16 protein-coding genes are annotated in these 13,985 nt (G+C 67.2%); 11 read left to right on the forward strand and 5 right to left on the reverse strand.

What is annotated here, in order from left to right; all coding sequences use genetic code 11:
- Nucleotides 1-84 precede the first annotated feature (84 nt).
- Together KBY85_RS01310 and lipB are read right to left on the reverse strand one after the other, a co-directional pair.
- Nucleotides 85-1,659: a glycine betaine ABC transporter substrate-binding protein gene (locus tag KBY85_RS01310; protein ID WP_254959780.1), complete on the reverse strand. Its 1,575-nt coding sequence runs from the start codon at nucleotides 1,657-1,659 to the stop codon at nucleotides 85-87.
- On the reverse strand, nucleotides 1,656-2,336 hold the full coding sequence (lipB, locus tag KBY85_RS01315; RefSeq protein ID WP_254959885.1) for a lipoyl(octanoyl) transferase LipB: 681 nt from the start codon (nucleotides 2,334-2,336) through the stop codon (nucleotides 1,656-1,658). Before lipB ends, KBY85_RS01310 begins: the two co-directional genes overlap by 4 nt.
- Nucleotides 2,337-2,390: 54 nt before the next feature.
- Here lipB and hpf point away from each other — a divergent pair, with 54 nt between their 5' ends.
- From hpf to KBY85_RS01340, 5 genes are read left to right on the forward strand one after another with little or no spacing between them, the layout of a single operon-like run.
- The gene (gene hpf / locus KBY85_RS01320; RefSeq protein ID WP_254959781.1) at nucleotides 2,391-2,981 is read left to right on the forward strand and encodes a ribosome hibernation-promoting factor, HPF/YfiA family; all 591 of its coding nucleotides are present in this window, start codon (nucleotides 2,391-2,393) and stop codon (nucleotides 2,979-2,981) included.
- Nucleotides 2,978-3,646 carry a deoxyribose-phosphate aldolase gene (gene deoC / locus KBY85_RS01325; protein ID WP_254959782.1) on the forward strand — a complete coding sequence of 223 codons (669 nt, stop codon included), beginning with the start codon at nucleotides 2,978-2,980 and terminating at the stop codon, nucleotides 3,644-3,646. The genes hpf and deoC overlap by 4 nt, the downstream gene beginning before the upstream one ends.
- Before the next feature lie 7 nt (nucleotides 3,647-3,653).
- Nucleotides 3,654-4,448, forward strand: a complete 795-nt coding sequence (gene recO / locus KBY85_RS01330) for a DNA repair protein RecO (RefSeq protein WP_254959783.1) — start codon at nucleotides 3,654-3,656, stop codon at nucleotides 4,446-4,448.
- Between the two features lie 25 nt (nucleotides 4,449-4,473).
- Nucleotides 4,474-5,814, forward strand: a complete 1,341-nt coding sequence (locus KBY85_RS01335; RefSeq protein WP_261359424.1) for an MFS transporter — start codon at nucleotides 4,474-4,476, stop codon at nucleotides 5,812-5,814.
- 27 nt (nucleotides 5,815-5,841) lie between these two features.
- A complete protein-coding gene (locus KBY85_RS01340; RefSeq protein WP_254959784.1) occupies nucleotides 5,842-7,044 on the forward strand; it encodes a glycosyltransferase family 4 protein in 1,203 nt (400 codons plus the stop codon).
- A 14-nt stretch (nucleotides 7,045-7,058) separates the two neighbouring features.
- Here the strand turns inward: KBY85_RS01340 and pyrF are convergent, their stop codons facing one another.
- The gene (pyrF, locus tag KBY85_RS01345; protein WP_254959786.1) at nucleotides 7,059-7,784 is read right to left on the reverse strand and encodes an orotidine-5'-phosphate decarboxylase; all 726 of its coding nucleotides are present in this window, start codon (nucleotides 7,782-7,784) and stop codon (nucleotides 7,059-7,061) included.
- Nucleotides 7,785-7,906: 122 nt separating this feature from the next.
- Here pyrF and KBY85_RS01350 point away from each other — a divergent pair, with 122 nt between their 5' ends.
- The gene (locus tag KBY85_RS01350; RefSeq protein WP_254959787.1) at nucleotides 7,907-8,086 is read left to right on the forward strand and encodes a hypothetical protein; all 180 of its coding nucleotides are present in this window, start codon (nucleotides 7,907-7,909) and stop codon (nucleotides 8,084-8,086) included.
- A gap of 34 nt (nucleotides 8,087-8,120) precedes the next feature.
- Here the strand turns inward: KBY85_RS01350 and tyrS are convergent, their stop codons facing one another.
- Both tyrS and KBY85_RS01360 read right to left on the reverse strand, forming a co-directional pair.
- Nucleotides 8,121-9,347, reverse strand: coding sequence for a tyrosine--tRNA ligase (tyrS, locus tag KBY85_RS01355; RefSeq protein WP_254959887.1), 1,227 nt, complete (start codon nucleotides 9,345-9,347; stop codon nucleotides 8,121-8,123).
- A 136-nt stretch (nucleotides 9,348-9,483) separates the two neighbouring features.
- Entirely contained in the window at nucleotides 9,484-9,807 is a 324-nt protein-coding gene (locus KBY85_RS01360; protein ID WP_106502272.1) for a DUF1825 family protein, read from the reverse strand.
- A 142-nt stretch (nucleotides 9,808-9,949) separates the two neighbouring features.
- Here KBY85_RS01360 and KBY85_RS01365 point away from each other — a divergent pair, with 142 nt between their 5' ends.
- Genes KBY85_RS01365 through KBY85_RS01385 form a run of 5 tightly spaced genes read left to right on the forward strand, consistent with a single transcriptional unit; the run spans nucleotide 9,950 to nucleotide 13,909 of the window.
- Nucleotides 9,950-10,651: a response regulator transcription factor gene (locus tag KBY85_RS01365; protein ID WP_254959788.1), complete on the forward strand. Its 702-nt coding sequence runs from the start codon at nucleotides 9,950-9,952 to the stop codon at nucleotides 10,649-10,651.
- 46 nt (nucleotides 10,652-10,697) lie between these two features.
- Nucleotides 10,698-11,450 (forward strand): hypothetical protein, encoded by a 753-nt coding sequence (locus KBY85_RS01370; RefSeq protein WP_254959790.1) that lies wholly within the window; start codon nucleotides 10,698-10,700, stop codon nucleotides 11,448-11,450.
- Nucleotides 11,451-11,454: 4 nt separating this feature from the next.
- Nucleotides 11,455-12,054, forward strand: coding sequence for a GIY-YIG nuclease family protein (locus KBY85_RS01375; RefSeq protein WP_254959791.1), 600 nt, complete (start codon nucleotides 11,455-11,457; stop codon nucleotides 12,052-12,054).
- 52 nt (nucleotides 12,055-12,106) lie between these two features.
- Nucleotides 12,107-13,624 carry a leucyl aminopeptidase gene (locus KBY85_RS01380; RefSeq protein WP_254959792.1) on the forward strand — a complete coding sequence of 506 codons (1,518 nt, stop codon included), beginning with the start codon at nucleotides 12,107-12,109 and terminating at the stop codon, nucleotides 13,622-13,624.
- A 30-nt stretch (nucleotides 13,625-13,654) separates the two neighbouring features.
- A complete protein-coding gene (locus KBY85_RS01385; protein ID WP_254959793.1) occupies nucleotides 13,655-13,909 on the forward strand; it encodes a hypothetical protein in 255 nt (84 codons plus the stop codon).
- Nucleotides 13,910-13,985: the final 76 nt, after the last annotated feature.

Here is a 13,985-nt window from a genome sequence, read left to right on the forward strand (position 1 = left end):
GGCGGTGGAAGCGGTAGGGCTTGCCAGCAGTGTTAACACCCGGGACCGGCGGCCTTGGCCTAACGGCGCCAGGAAGGGGGCTGTTCAGTGCTCCTGCCGCCAGCGGCGCACCACCAGTTCGGGGCTCTGGTGGTCCAGATCCACCGCAGCATTGAGCTGTTGCATGGTGACGGCCGAGAGGCGGCCCGCCAGGTTCTCCAGCACCGGCACCAGCTCCGGATGGCGCTCCAGGCTTGCCGCGTTGAACACGGGCACCGCGTCATAAGAGGGGAAGTAGTTGCGGTCATCCAGCAGCACCTGCAGCTTCAGGGCGGGAATCAGGCCGCTGGTGCTATCTCCTGCAATCAAATCCACCCGGCCGTCGGCCAGGGCCCGGTAGGTGAGGCCCAGATCCATGGCCGTAGGCGGCGCGGCGAAACGCAGTCCATAGCGGCTCGCCAGCCCCGGGTAGCCATCGCCCCGGTTGAGAAACTCATAGCCGAAGGCGGCCCGCCATCGGCGGGCGGGCTGCACCGCCTGGCTGATGGTCCGGAGCCCGAGTTGCTGCCCCTGGGCTTGGCGGATCAAAATTGCAAAAGTGTTCTCGAAGCCAAGCGAGGGGAACATCCGCAGCCCGTAGCGCTCGGCGTAAAGCCGGCGAGCACGGTTCCAGAGGCTGGCGCGGTCGCTGGCGCCGGGGCCCGAGGGCTGCTTGAGGATCGCCGACCAGGCCGTGCCGGTGTATTCGACGTAGCCATCGACCCGGCCCTGGCGCACGGCCTCATGGCAAAGAAAGGTGCTGCCGAGGCTGAATTCGCGCCGCACCTGCAGCGAAGTGTGTTCTTCGATCTCCTGGGCCAGCAGTTCACCGAGCAACTGCTGTTCGGTAAAACCCTTGGCCCCGATCACCACCGAGCCGGCAGGGCCTGGAGGGGCCAGCTGATGCCAGCCGAGGACGACGGCAAGCAGGGCCGCGCCGGTCAGGGCCGCCGCCAGGGTCCACCGCCGCCGAATCCACTCCCGGATCCCTAGCCATAGCCGTGACCTTTGAGGGGGCCGCCGCATCCCCTGAACAAGGTGATTCTCCAGAGCTCCCAGACAAGCATCGGCAGCCAGGGCAATGGCAGCCGCCGGCAGGGCCCCGGCCAGCAGCAGGGTGTTGTTCACCGTGGCGATGCCCCGGAAGATGAATACCCCCAACCCACCGGCACCAATCGCCGCGCCGATCGTGGCCACCCCCACGGCGATCACGGCAGCCACCCGCAGGCCCGCCATCAGGCTGGGCAGGGCCAGCGGCAGCTCCACGTAGCGCAGCACCTGGCCGCCACTGAGCCCCAATGCCTGCCCGGCCTGCTTCAGCCCGGGCGGAACCTGTTGGAGCCCGGTGAGCAGACCGCGCAGCAGGGGCAGTAAGGCGTAGAGGGTCAGCGCCACCACCGCTGGCGTGGGGCCAATGCCACCTAGCAGGGGCACGGTAAGCAGCAATCCAAAAATCGCCAGGCTGGGGATGGTCTGCACGGCATTGGCCAGCCCCAGCACCAGGCGGCGCCAGCTGGGGTGCGACTGAATCGCCAGGCCCAGGGGCAGGGCGATCAGCAGGGCCAACGCCACACTGGAAACAACCAGGACGAGATGTTCCCCGCTGCGGAAAATAATTTCCCTGGCCAGGGCAGCCGTCATAGCTTGAACACCCCATCCTGAGGATTGGATTGCCGCAGCACCAGGCCAAAACTTCTGGCAAAAGCATCCAGCAGGGGCTGACGCAGCTGCTGGGCGTTGAGCTGCGGCCGCCAATCCACCAGACGCCCCACGGGCCGATCACGGAGTCCACAGGGCACCACTGCCGCAAAGCCAGCCAGGTCGCAATCCACATTCAGGGCCAGGCCGTGCTGGCTGATCCAGCGCCTGGCCCCCACACCGATCGCCGCCAGCTTGCGGCCCTCCAGCCACACCCCGGTGAGCCCATCGATCCGCTCGCCCTGCAGATCCAGACCCGCCATCACATCGATCACAACCTGCTCGAGTTGGCGCAGATACAGGTGCAGGTCAGCGCCGTGGCGCTGCAAATTCAGCACCGGGTAGAGCACCAGCTGGCCCGGGGCGTGGTGGGTCACCTCGCCGCCACGGTCAATGCGGTGCAGGGGCAGGGGCGGTGCGGCGGGATCGAAGCGCAGAAAGGCCTCCGAAGCGCCGCGGCCCAGGGTGTAGCAGGGCTCATGCTCAAGCAGGAGCACGCTGTCGGGCCCCTCGGGATGGGCCAGCAGCCGCTGCTGCAGCTGGCGCTGGACCGCCCAGGCCCGTTCAAACGGCACCGGAGCCGTCGCTTCAAAAAGGATTGCATCGAGGTTGGGAGATATCACAAGCCGTTCTTAGCGTTGGTGCACCAGAGCACCTGAGGTGGTTGCCATCTGATGAAACTGCTGATCCATGGCCGCAATCTTGACGTCACTCCCGCCATCCGGGAGTACACCGAAACCAAGCTGACCCGCGCCATTCACCACTTTGAGGGCCTTGTTAAAGAGGCCGACGTGCACCTGTCGGTGGCCCGCAACCCCCGGGTGCCGCAGCAAACGGTCGAAGTCACGATGTTTGCCAATGGCACCGTGATCCGCGCCCAGGAGCGCAGCGACAACCTCTACGCCAGCATCGACCTGGTGGCCAGCAAGCTCAGCCGCCAGCTGCACCGCTACAAGGACCGCATCCAGGAGCAGGCCCAGGGGCCGGTGCACCGCTCCGCCCGCGACGAGGAGGCCGGCGCCGCCGCCAATCTGCCGCCCCCCGGCAGCACCTTGGTGGACGGCAAGGAGCCCGAACTGCCCAACCGGGGTGTGCGGCGCAAGTACTACGACATGCCCTCGATGAGCCTCGATGATGCCCTGCACCAGCTGGAGCTGATCGACCACGACTTCTACGTCTTCCGCGACGCCGAAACTGGCCAGATCCAGGTGGTGTATCACCGCAACCATGGCGGCTTCGGGGTAATCCAGGCCAAAGACGCGTGAGCGCCGACCGGCCAGACCTAGCCCCCCTGATCGACCACGCCCTGCTGGATCCCCACCACGGCAGCAGCGCCGTGCGCCAGTGCTGCGAGGAAGCCCGCCATTTCGGCTTTGCCGGGGTGTGCGTGGCCTCCCGCTGGGTGGCCACTGCTAGGGAGCAGCTGCCCCTTGAGGGCAAGGGCGCCAGCCCCCAGCTGATTGCCGTGGTGGGCTTCCCCTTCGGCGCCGTGCCGGCGGCGGTGAAGCTGGCCGAAGCGGTGGCAGCGGCTGAGGCCGGGGCCGACGAACTGGACGTGGTGCCCGATTTCGGCGCCCTGGTGGACCGCCAGAGCACGCCGATCCACGACGAACTCGCCGCCATCTGCGAGCTGGGCCTGCCGGTGAAGGTGATCCTGGAGGTGGGCAGGCTCGATCCCGACGCCCTGGCCCTACTGGTGGAGATCAGCATCGATGCCGGCGCCCGCTTCCTTAAAAGCGGCAGCGGCTTTGGGCCAGCGGTAACGGTGGACCACATCGAACAGCTGCGCCAGCTGGCCCGCGGTCGGGCTGCCATCAAGGCCTCCGGTGGCATCGCCAGCCTGGAGCAGGCCCTCGCCCTGGTGGAGGCTGGCGCCACCCGGCTCGGCACCAGCCGCGGCGTGGCCCTGGCCCAGGCGATGCGGGGCTGAAGCAACCGTGCCGGAGCAAAGCCTCGAAGGGTTGGCGCTGAGCTGCCGGCCCCTGGGCGAAAACGACAGGCTGCTCACCCTGCTCAGCGACGAGGAGGGGGTGGTGCGGCTGGCCGTGCCGGGGGCGCGCAGACCCCGCAGCAGCCTGGCCGCCGCCGTGCCCCTGAGCCATCTACGCCTGCAGGTGGGCGGTCGCAGCGGCCTGAGGCGGGTGCGTCAACTGAAAGTGCTGCGCAGCTACAGCGGCCTGGCCCAGCAGCTGGAGGCCCTCGCCGCCGCCCAGGCCCTGATGGAGCTCTGCCTGGCCCTGGTGCCAAGCGAGGCACCCTGCGCCGGAATCTTGGGCGACCTACTGATGCAGCTGGGCCGCCTCGACGCCCTGGTGCGGGAGCGGGGCTGCGACCTAGAAGCCTTGGCAATCGCGGTGCAGGGCAGCGTCCACCTGCTGGCCCTCGGCGGCTACGCCTTACCCCTGGGCTGCTGCAGCCGCAGTGGTGAGCCCCTGGATCCACCCGTGGGCGATTGGGATTGGCGCTGCAGCCTGGTGCCGAGCGAGGGGTTGGTGATCGGTGGCGTGCCGGGGGCGCGGGTGGTGCTCAATGCATCCGAACTGGCCCTGCTGCAACGGCTGCTGCGGCCCAACCTGCCCCGCCGGCGCGATGGCGAACTGATGGGCCCCCTGCCGGTGTGGCTGCACCTGCTGGAGCTGGTGGAGCACTGGTGCCAGGAGCATCTCAGCCGCAAACCCCGAGCCTTCCGGCTGCTGCGCACCGGCTTGGCAGCCGGGGCTGCGCCATCATGACGAGCCTGCAGCAATTCGAGCCAGTTTGAGCGGCAATTCCAACGCCACCGGATTGCAGGGCGTTCTGGCGCTACCCGATTTCCGCTGGCTCTGGCTTGGCCAGATCTTCTCCCAGCTGGCGGACAAGTTTTACATCGTGCTGATGGTGTTCCTGATCGCCCAGACCTGGGTGAAGGGAACGCCTGAGGCCAACCCCGCCCTGGCGGAGGCCGCCTCGGCAATCCGGCTGGACCTGCCCGAAACCCGGGCCCAGATGATCACCCTGCTGGCCACGGGGATCTACGTGGCCAACACGATTCCAGCCATGCTGCTGGGCACTGTCGCCGGGGTCTGGGCCGACCGCTGGCCCAAGCGGGGCGTGATGGTGGCCTCCAACGGCCTGCGGGCGTTGCTGGTCTTGCTAGCTCCCCTATGCCTGGTGGAGGGCCCCGAGTGGCTGGGGCTGAGCTGGGGCTACTGGGGGCTGGTGCTGATGACCTTTTTCGAGTCGGTGCTCACCCAATTTTTTGCGCCGGCCGAACAAGCAGCCCTACCCCAGCTGGTGCCAAGCGACCAGCTGCTCGCAGCAAACTCGCTTTATCAGGCCACCAGCATGGCCGCCACGATCGTGGGCTTTGCCCTGGGTGATCCGATCCTGCGGCTCCTAAACCTGGGCCTGCAACGAATCGGCATCAGCGGCGGTGAATTTTTGCTGCTGCCGCTTTGCTATGGCCTGGCGGCCGTAGCCATCAGCCGAATCCGCTGGCAGGAGCCGCCTCGGGCGCCGACCCGCACAACCGTGTGGCAAGAGATCGGAGAGGGGCTTCAGGTGCTGCGGGAGCGGCCGCGGGTGTTCAGCGCCATGGTGCAGCTGGTGTTGCTCTACAGCCTGCTTGCCGCCCTTTACGTGCTGGCGATCAGCCTGGCGGCAGCTATCCCCGGGCTTGGCCCCACCCAGTTTGGAACCCTGCTGGCGATGAGCGGCCTGGGCCTGGCCATTGGGGCCCTGGCCGTGGCCCAGCTGGGCCAGGGGCTCAACCGCCGCCACCTGGCTGCCACAGGCCTGGGCACGATCGGCTGGAGCCTGGTGCTGCTGGGTCAGTTGCGCGGCAATTTGGTGTTCACCTTGCTGCTCTGCGGCGTGCTGGGGGTGGGCTCAGCCCTGCTGGCGATTCCCGCCCAAACCACAATCCAGGAAGAAACACCCGAAGATCTGCGCGGCAAGGTGTTTGGCCTGCAAAACAACCTGATCAACGTGGCCCTGAGCCTGCCTTTGGTGCTGGCCGGGGCGGTGGTGAGCAGATACGGCCTGCTGCCTGTGCTCTGGGGCCTGGCAGCCATTGCCTTGGTGGCGGCCTTATTGGAGCGTCCCTGGAAGCGCTGGTAGCGTGGGCCTCCGGACGCGCGAGCCCTGGTGGCCCACATTGCCTGGCTGGGCAAGAAAACACCGTTCTGCGGCAACGTCACCTACGGACTGAGCACGACCCACGCGCTGCGCAGCCGCGGCCATGGCATCAGCTTTATCCACTTCGACACACCCCCCGGCAGCCTGGCTCGCTCCAGCGATGCCCTGCCGGACGCTGACAACCAGGGCGACAGCAATGGCGGCGGCCCGGAAGTGGCCCTGCCCTACCTGGTGAAGTCTCAGGTGTACACGATTCCATCGCTGGGGGCCCAGCGGGAATTGCGCGAATCCCTGGAGCGACTCAAGCCCGACCTGGTGCACGCCAGCCTCACCCTGTCCCCCCTCGATTTCCGCCTACCCGATCTCTGCCAGCAGCTGGGGCTGCCGGTGGTGGCCACCTTTCATCCGGCCTTCGATGCCAGCTTGCGCAACCTCACCGCCGGCACCCAGCAGCTCACTTACCAGCTCTATGGGCCCACCCTGGCCAAATTTGATCGGGTGATCGTGTTTTCGGAGCTGCAGGCGGAGATGCTGCTGCGCCTGGGGGTGCGGGCCGAGCGGCTGGCCGTGATCCCCAACGGCGTCGACACCGCCATGTGGCAGCCGGCATCGCTGGCCGCCGCTGCCAGCCCAGACCTGCAGGAGCTGCGCCAGCGCTTTGCGGGCCGGCGCGTCTTCCTGTACATGGGCCGGGTGGCCACTGAGAAAAACGTCGAGGCCCTGATCAAGGCCTGGCGGCTAGTGCGACCCGCCGGCTGCGTGCTGGTGATCGTGGGCGATGGCCCCCTGCGTAGTGCGCTGCAGGCCCCTGGAGACGAACCAGATCTGGTGTGGTGGGGCTATGAGCCCAGCCTGGAGCGACGCGTGGCCTTCCAGCAGCTAGCCGAGGTTTTCCTGCTTCCCTCCCTGGTGGAGGGCCTGAGCCTGGCCCTACTGGAGGCCATGGCCAGCGGCACCGCCTGCATCGCCACCGACGCCGGCGCCGACGGCGAGGTACTGGAGGGAGGCGCGGGCATCGTGATCAGTACCCAGGGCGTCACCACCCAGCTGCGCACCTTGATCCCGGTGCTGCGCGATCAGCCGGTGCTTACCGCCGAGCTGGGCCGCAGGGCCCGGGAGCGGGCCCTGGAGCGCTACACACTTGAAGGCAACATCGACGCCCTCGAGGCGCTCTACGCCGAACTGGTGCCCCGAGGCTCACTGGTGGCCTGAAATTAATCGGTGAACTAAAACCCGCCCAGCTCCAGCTCCCGACAGCAGGCAGCAAACGCCGCAACCGGATCTGGCGCCGCCGTGATCGGCCGGCCAATCACCAGCTGGCTGGCACCGGCGGCGACGGCCTGGGCGGGCGTCAGCACCCGCTGCTGATCCCCCAGGGCCGCTCCAGCCGGGCGGATGCCGGGGGTCACCAGGGCAAAGGGCTCCTTGTGGGCAGCCCGCAGGGCGGCCACCTCCAGCGGGGAGCAGACGCAGCCGCCGATGCCAGCAGCAGCCGCCAGCTGGGCCAGCCGTGGCACGTAGGTGGACAACGGTTCCTCAATGGCCAGCTCGGATGCAAAACGGGCCTGCTCCCAGCTGGTAAGCACCGTCACCGCCAGCAGGGTGGGGGCAGACAGGCCTACCGCCGCAGCCGACTCCAGCGCCGCCGCCTGGGCCGCGCCCATGGCCACGCTGCCAGCGCTGGCATGCACCGTGATCAGCTCGGCACCGAGGCGGGCGGCGCTGCGGCAGGCGCCGGCCATGGTGGCCGGGATGTCGTGGAACTTGAGATCGAGGAACACCCGCTTGCCCTGGTCGCGCAGCTGCTGGACCACATCCGGCCCGCCAGCCACGAACAGCTCCAGGCCCACCTTCACCCAGCGCAGCGCAGGCACGGCAGACGCAAAGGCCATGGCCTGCTCTGGCGCCATGCCATCGAGGGCCACGATGATTTGATCACTGGGCTCAAGCAAGGGCCGCTGGCAGCTTGCTTGCAGGTTAGGGAGGGCGTCTTCCAGACGACATGGCGATGGCATCAGCGCTGCATTGAGGGCCCCATGCCAGCGCCCAGGCTTGGGCAGTGCGAGCCGTAGCCATGGCCTTCTCCGATTCCACTCCCCTGCCGGCGACCCTCAACTTTGAGGCGGGCGCCTCCTGCCCCCTACCTGCCTGGCACCTCTGGGGCGATGCGGGCATCACCATTCCCCGTGGCAGCTCCGGTGATGCAGCTGCAGCCCAGGGCCCGAGCTGGGACGATCTACTGGGCAGCAGGTAGGAGGGCACCAGGTATGAGCTGCCGGTAGTAGCGCTCAGCCCGCCACCAGCCGCCGAAAGGTCTTCTTGCCCAGCTGCAGCACCTTGCCGGCGAGGACCTCCGGGCCGGCAAACTCCTGGTTTGGATCAACAAGCTTTTCGCCATCGAGCTTGACGCCGCCGCCCTGGATCTGGCGGCGGGCTTCGCTGCTGCTAGTGCAGAGGCCCACAGCACTGAGTAGGTAGAAGGCCTTGGCGGGGAAATTCACTGCCGCCAGCGAGGCCTCCGGCACCTCGGCGGCGGCGGCACCGCTACCCGCGGCACCGGCCACAAGCTTGGCTGCATCCACCTGGGCCGCCGCCGCCGCAGCCTCACCATGGCGCGCCTGGGTGATCTCCAGAGCCATCAGCTTCTGACGCTCCCTAGGGTTCTGCGGCAGACCCGCCAAATCCAGATCAGTCAGCAGGGTTAGGTAGTCGTCGACCACCGCATCGGGAACCTTTTCAAGCTTCGAGTACATCGAAAGTGGATCTTCGGCGAGGCCCACGGTGTTGCCCAGGCTTTTGCTCATCTTCTGCACGCCATCGAGGCCCGGCAGGATTGGCAGCAGCATGCCGAATTGGGGGCGCTGACCGAAGTGACGCTGCAGGTCGCGGCCCATGGCCACGTTGAACTTTTGATCAGTGCCGCCCAGCTCCAGATCCGCCTGCACCTGCACCGAGTCGTAGCCCTGCAGCAGCGGATAAAGAAACTCGTGCAGGGAGATGGGGGCGCCCGAGCCGTAGCGATTGGAAAAGTCCTCCTTGGCCAGCATCTGGCCCACGGTGCTGATGCCCAGCAGCTCAATCACCTGGGGCAGGTCAAGCCCGGTGAGCCACTCGCTGTTGCGGCGCACCTCCAGCCGGCCAGGAGTCACGAAATCAAGCAGGGCGCGCTCGGGGTCCTGGCCCTGACCCAGCTGCTGCAGGTAGGTGGCGGCATTGGCCTCCACCGCAGCAGCGCTGAGTTGCACCCGGGTGGCGCTCTTACCGGTGGGATCGCCGATGCGGGCGGTGAAGTCGCCGATGATCAGAACGGCGATGTGGCCAGCATCCTGGAAGGCCCGCAGCTTGCGGAATAGCAGCGAGTGCCCCAGGTGGATATCGGAGCCGGTGGGGTCGATGCCGAGCTTGATGCGCAAGGGCCGCCCGGCCCGATCGGCCTCTTCCAGGCGAGCGGCTAGCTGCTGGTCTGGGTCGCTGCAGGCACCGGCACCGCTGCCGGCGGGGAACAGATCCGCCATTCCCCGCTCAAGCCAGGCCGGCAGAGGAGGCAGCCCGGTAGGTGGCTGCTCTGCTGGAGGCTGGTCTGCTGGAGGGTGCGCTGTTGTCATTCGAACTGCGACCCGCCTTGCTCTGTGGCGAGATCGTAGGCAGCCGCTATGCCGTGGCCTCCAGCTCAGACTTCATGCGCTCCAGGGTCTGGTGCATCTGCTGGAACATCGTTTCGGGTGTCATGCCGAACTGGCCCAGCTGGGTGCGTAGCTGCTCCACGGTGAGCTTTGCCTGGAAGTCTTCAGAGAGCTCGAAGCGCTTCATGAACACCCGGTAGCGCTCCATCATGTCCTCCATCTTTTCGATGTAGAGCTTCTTGCCCTCACGATCAAACTTGCCGTACTCACTACCCAGCTGCATCAGCTGCTGGTAATCGCCAAACAGCCGCTTGGCTTCGTCCTGAACGATTTCGGATTCAAAAAACGCCATAACCCTGGCAGCGCAGCGTTCGCAAATTCTGGTGAGGCCTGGCACCCCTGGGGAGTGCGGATAGGCGTATTGCCCCTGGCGGATCGAGCGGAGCTGGCCAGGATGGCGCCAATGCAGGCCCCCAGCCCAGCCTTCAGCGCCGATGGACTTCACGCCCAAGCTTGAGCAGATCCGCCGCAACACCAGCCAGATCAACAACCTGCTGCGGGATGCCCGCCTGGTGGCCTGCCTCGGCAACCGGGCCCTGCTCAGCTTCTTTGTGGGCGGCCTGATCGGCCAGGAGCACCTGGTGGGTGCCGCCACCTGTGAGGCCGCCGGCCTGGAGCTGGTGGAGCGGCACCGGCCCTCGATGGTGTTTCTCAGCGACACCCTGGAGCAGGGCTCGGGAATCTCCTTACTGCTGCAAATCAAGCAGCGCTGGCCCGGCCTGCACACCTTGTTGCTGATCACCCAGGAGCACCGCCAGAGCGAGATCCAAGCAGCGATCGAGGCCGGCTGCGACGGCTTGCTGGTGGAGTCCCGCATTGGGCTGGGCAGTGCCATGGCCGCCCTGCATGCGATCAGCGGCGGCGGGGTCTACGTAGACCGCAGTCTGACGGAGCTGTTTCGCCGCGGACCCGGTAAGGGGGGGCCCCTAGAACCGCTGACTGGGCGCGAACTCCAGGTGCTCAGCCTGGTAGCTGAAGGCGACACCAACATCGAGATCGGCCAGCGGCTGTTTATCAGCGCCGACACGGCCAAAACTCACCTGCGTTCCCTCTGCAGCAAGCTCCAGGCCCGCGACCGCACCCATGCAGCTGTGCTCGGCCTGCGCTGGGGCTTAATCGATTGGCCTGAAGAGTGAGGCCCCCGCTAAGTTTGAAGCGTTTTTAATGCGGTGGCATTCCGCCATGGCCAAGCGGCACTGGTTGGATCCCCTGGCACGTCAGCTGCTGAGGGCCACTGGCCAGATCCCACCAGCACAGATCCCACCAGATCAGCTCCCTGCTGTACCCGCCGATGCAGCGGCGGAGCGGGAACGGGAGCGGGTCCAGAGGGAGCTGGTTGAGCAAGAGCTGGTGGAGCAGGAGCTGCTGGCCCTGAAGCTGCAACACAACCCTGCCCTCAGGCTTGAAGATGCTGAGGCCGTAGGCCGGGCCGCTGCCCTGGGCTGGCGGCTTGATGTGAATCGCGCCACCGCGGCCGACTGGCTGCGGCTGCCGGGCATCGCTGTCGATCAGGTGGACCTGCTGCTGCGGCTGCAGGCGGGCGGCATCCAGCTCAGCGGCGCCGACGACCTGCAACGGGTGCTGGATCTCTCCGATGCGCTGGTGCGCCGCTGGCTGCCTTTGCTGGAATTTCGCTGGTACGGCGAGCCAGCAGCGCCTTTGCAATCCGCCACCCTGGTGGATCTCAACCAGGCTTCCAGCCAGGAGATAGCAGGGCTGGGGCTCGATCCGCCCAGGCTCAGCCGACTGCTGCATGAACGAAGTCGCAGCCCCTTTCGCGATCTGGCCGACCTGCAACAGCGGCTGCAATTTCCCGCCGACCTGGTGGAAAGCTGGATTGGCAAGGTGAGCTTCAAGCAAGGCCCTGCCGGGCCAGCACTGCCCCCAGGCGGCAAGGGCAATACCCGCCTAGGCCAAACCAGCAACGGGGCCTGAAGCGATGGCGCGTCAAGGCGAGTTGTTTACGGCCAGCCAGCTGGGGAGCACTGGCCGCGCCGATACCCCTGATCTGCCCCTGCAAGCCTCGCAGCTGCTGGACTGGCAGACCCGCCTCGCCGCCCACCAGCAGCCCCTGTGGAGCAACCAAGCTGGTGGTGCCATACAGGTCTCGCTGTTTGCCGGTAGCCCCGGAACGCCTGAAGAGATAGCCAAGGCCTTCAACCCCCTGCAGCTCACCCCCCAGGCCCTTTCCTTCTGGCGCTGGCCCGCCGCAACCCAACAGGGTGCAGCCCTCTATCTGGTGACAGATCGGCCCGCCGATCTAGGCCAGCCCCTGCTGCTCTATGTCGGTGAAACCGGCCAGGCAGATCGGCGCTGGAAAGGCGAACACGACTGCAAGGCCTACCTCGCCGCCTACAGCGAAGCCCTGCTGAAAGTGGGCCTGGGCTGCCAAACCAGCATCCGCTTTTGGTTAGATGTGCCCGCCGCCATCCGCCCGCGCCGCGCCCTGGAGCAGGCCCTGATTCAGCGCTGGCTGCCGCCCTTCAACAAGGAAACCCGCAGCCGCTGGGCCACGCCGTTTCAAGCCGATCCTGCCTAGGTGAGTTGGGCTGGCCACGCTGGCTACGATCGCGCCCAACCTCGGCCGTTCCATGGACTTTCGCTGCATCCCCGACGACCTGCCTGCGGCCCTGGGCGATTTCGATGGTGACTGCCTGGCCGTCGGCCTGTTCGCCGCTGCCGAAGATCGCCCCGACCACCCCCAGCTTGAGCAGCTCAGCGCCGCCCTGGGTCAGTCGCTGACGAGTCGCCTGGAGCAGCGGCGCTTCAAAGCCAAGCCCGGGGAATGTCTCAGCCTCGATCGCCTAGATGCCAGCCCCCAGACCCTGATCCTGGTGGGTCTGGGGGCTCCGGCCGACTTCAACCTCGCCGGCCTGCGCCGGGCCTGCGCCGCCGCCAGCCAGGCCGCCGCCGCCGCTGGAGCAAGCCATCTAGCCCTGGCCATGCCGATCGAGGCCTTGTCAGCAGGTGCTGCAGCCCAGGCCATGGCGGAGGCCAGCCGCCTGGCCCTGTTCAGCGACCAGCGCTTCAAGGGGGAGCCCGAGCCCCTGAGCCTGCCGGAGACGATCAGCCTGATCGGGGTGGCAGCAAGCGCCGCTCCCGCCCTGGCGGCAGTGGCAGCCAGCTGCGCCGGCGTCGAGCTGGCCCGGGAGCTGGTGGCCGCTCCGCCCAACGTGGCCACGCCCCAGCACCTGGCCGACACCGCCGCTGCCCTCGCCCGCGACTTTGGCCTGGAGCTGACGGTGCTGGAGCGCAGCGACTGCGAGGCCCTGGGTATGGGCTCCTACCTGGCGGTGGCCCAGGGCTCAGACCTGGCGCCCAAGTTCATCCACCTCACCTACCGCCCCGAGGGTGGGGCTAAGCGGCGCCTGGTGCTGGTGGGCAAGGGCCTCACCTTCGATTCCGGCGGCTACAACCTCAAGACCGCCGGCTCCCAGATCGAGATGATGAAGTACGACATGGGCGGCAGCGCGGCGGTGCTGGGAGCCATGCGTGCCATCGCCGAGATCAAGCCCGCCGGCGTGGAGGTGCACATGATCGTGGCGGCCTGCGAAAACATGATTAGTGGCGGGGCCATCCACCCAGGCGCGATCGTCACCGCCTCCAACGGCAAAACGATCGAAATCAACAACACCGATGCCGAGGGGCGCCTCACCCTGGCCGATGCCCTGGTGTACGCGTGCAAGCTCGAACCGGATGCGGTGGTCGACCTGGCCACCCTCACCGGAGCCTGCGTGATCGCCCTGGGGGAGGAGATGGCGGGCCTCTGGTCGAACAACGACGGCCTGGCAGATGCCCTGCTGGGCGCCAGCGAAGCCAGCGGTGAAGCCCTCTGGCGCATGCCCCTGAGGGCCTCCTACAAGGCCGGGCTCAAGAGCCAGTTTGCCGACCTCAAGAACACCGGCCCCCGGCCCGGGGGCTCGATCACCGCCGCCCTGTTTCTGCAGGACTTCGTCACCCCCAAGCTGGCTTGGGCCCACCTGGATATTGCCGGCACCGTCTGGAGTGACAAGGGCCGCGGCCAGGATCCCGCCGGCGCCACCGGCTTCGGCGTGCGCACGCTGGTGAATTGGGTGTGTTCGGGGGCACCTCTTGAAGCATCGGCCTAAGTTTGGAGCCCTGACGCCTTTGAGCTCTCCATGGCCGTTCAGAAGATCCGCTGGTATGTGAAGGCCCAACTCGGCGTGCTGCTCCTGCCCGCCGGGCTCTGCCTATTTGGCGAGGCGGTGATCCGCAAAGGCATCCAGGTGCTTGCCGCCGCAGGCAAATTGGAAACCCTGGCCAGCCCCGGCCCCTGGTTTTGGTACGGCACCTTTGGCCTGATCCTGATCAATGCCGGCGTGGGGCTGATGATCGAGAGCGGCCTACTGCGCGGCTATCCCGGGCGCAGTTAGGACTCAAGCAGCCACGACTGCCGTACGCGCGGTTCCAGCACCCAGGCTGGCCATCAACTCCGCGGGCGATTCCAGG

The organism is Cyanobium sp. BA5m-10 (assembly GCF_024346255.1).
Lineage (GTDB): Bacteria > Cyanobacteriota > Cyanobacteriia > PCC-6307 > Cyanobiaceae > Cyanobium_A > Cyanobium_A usitatum.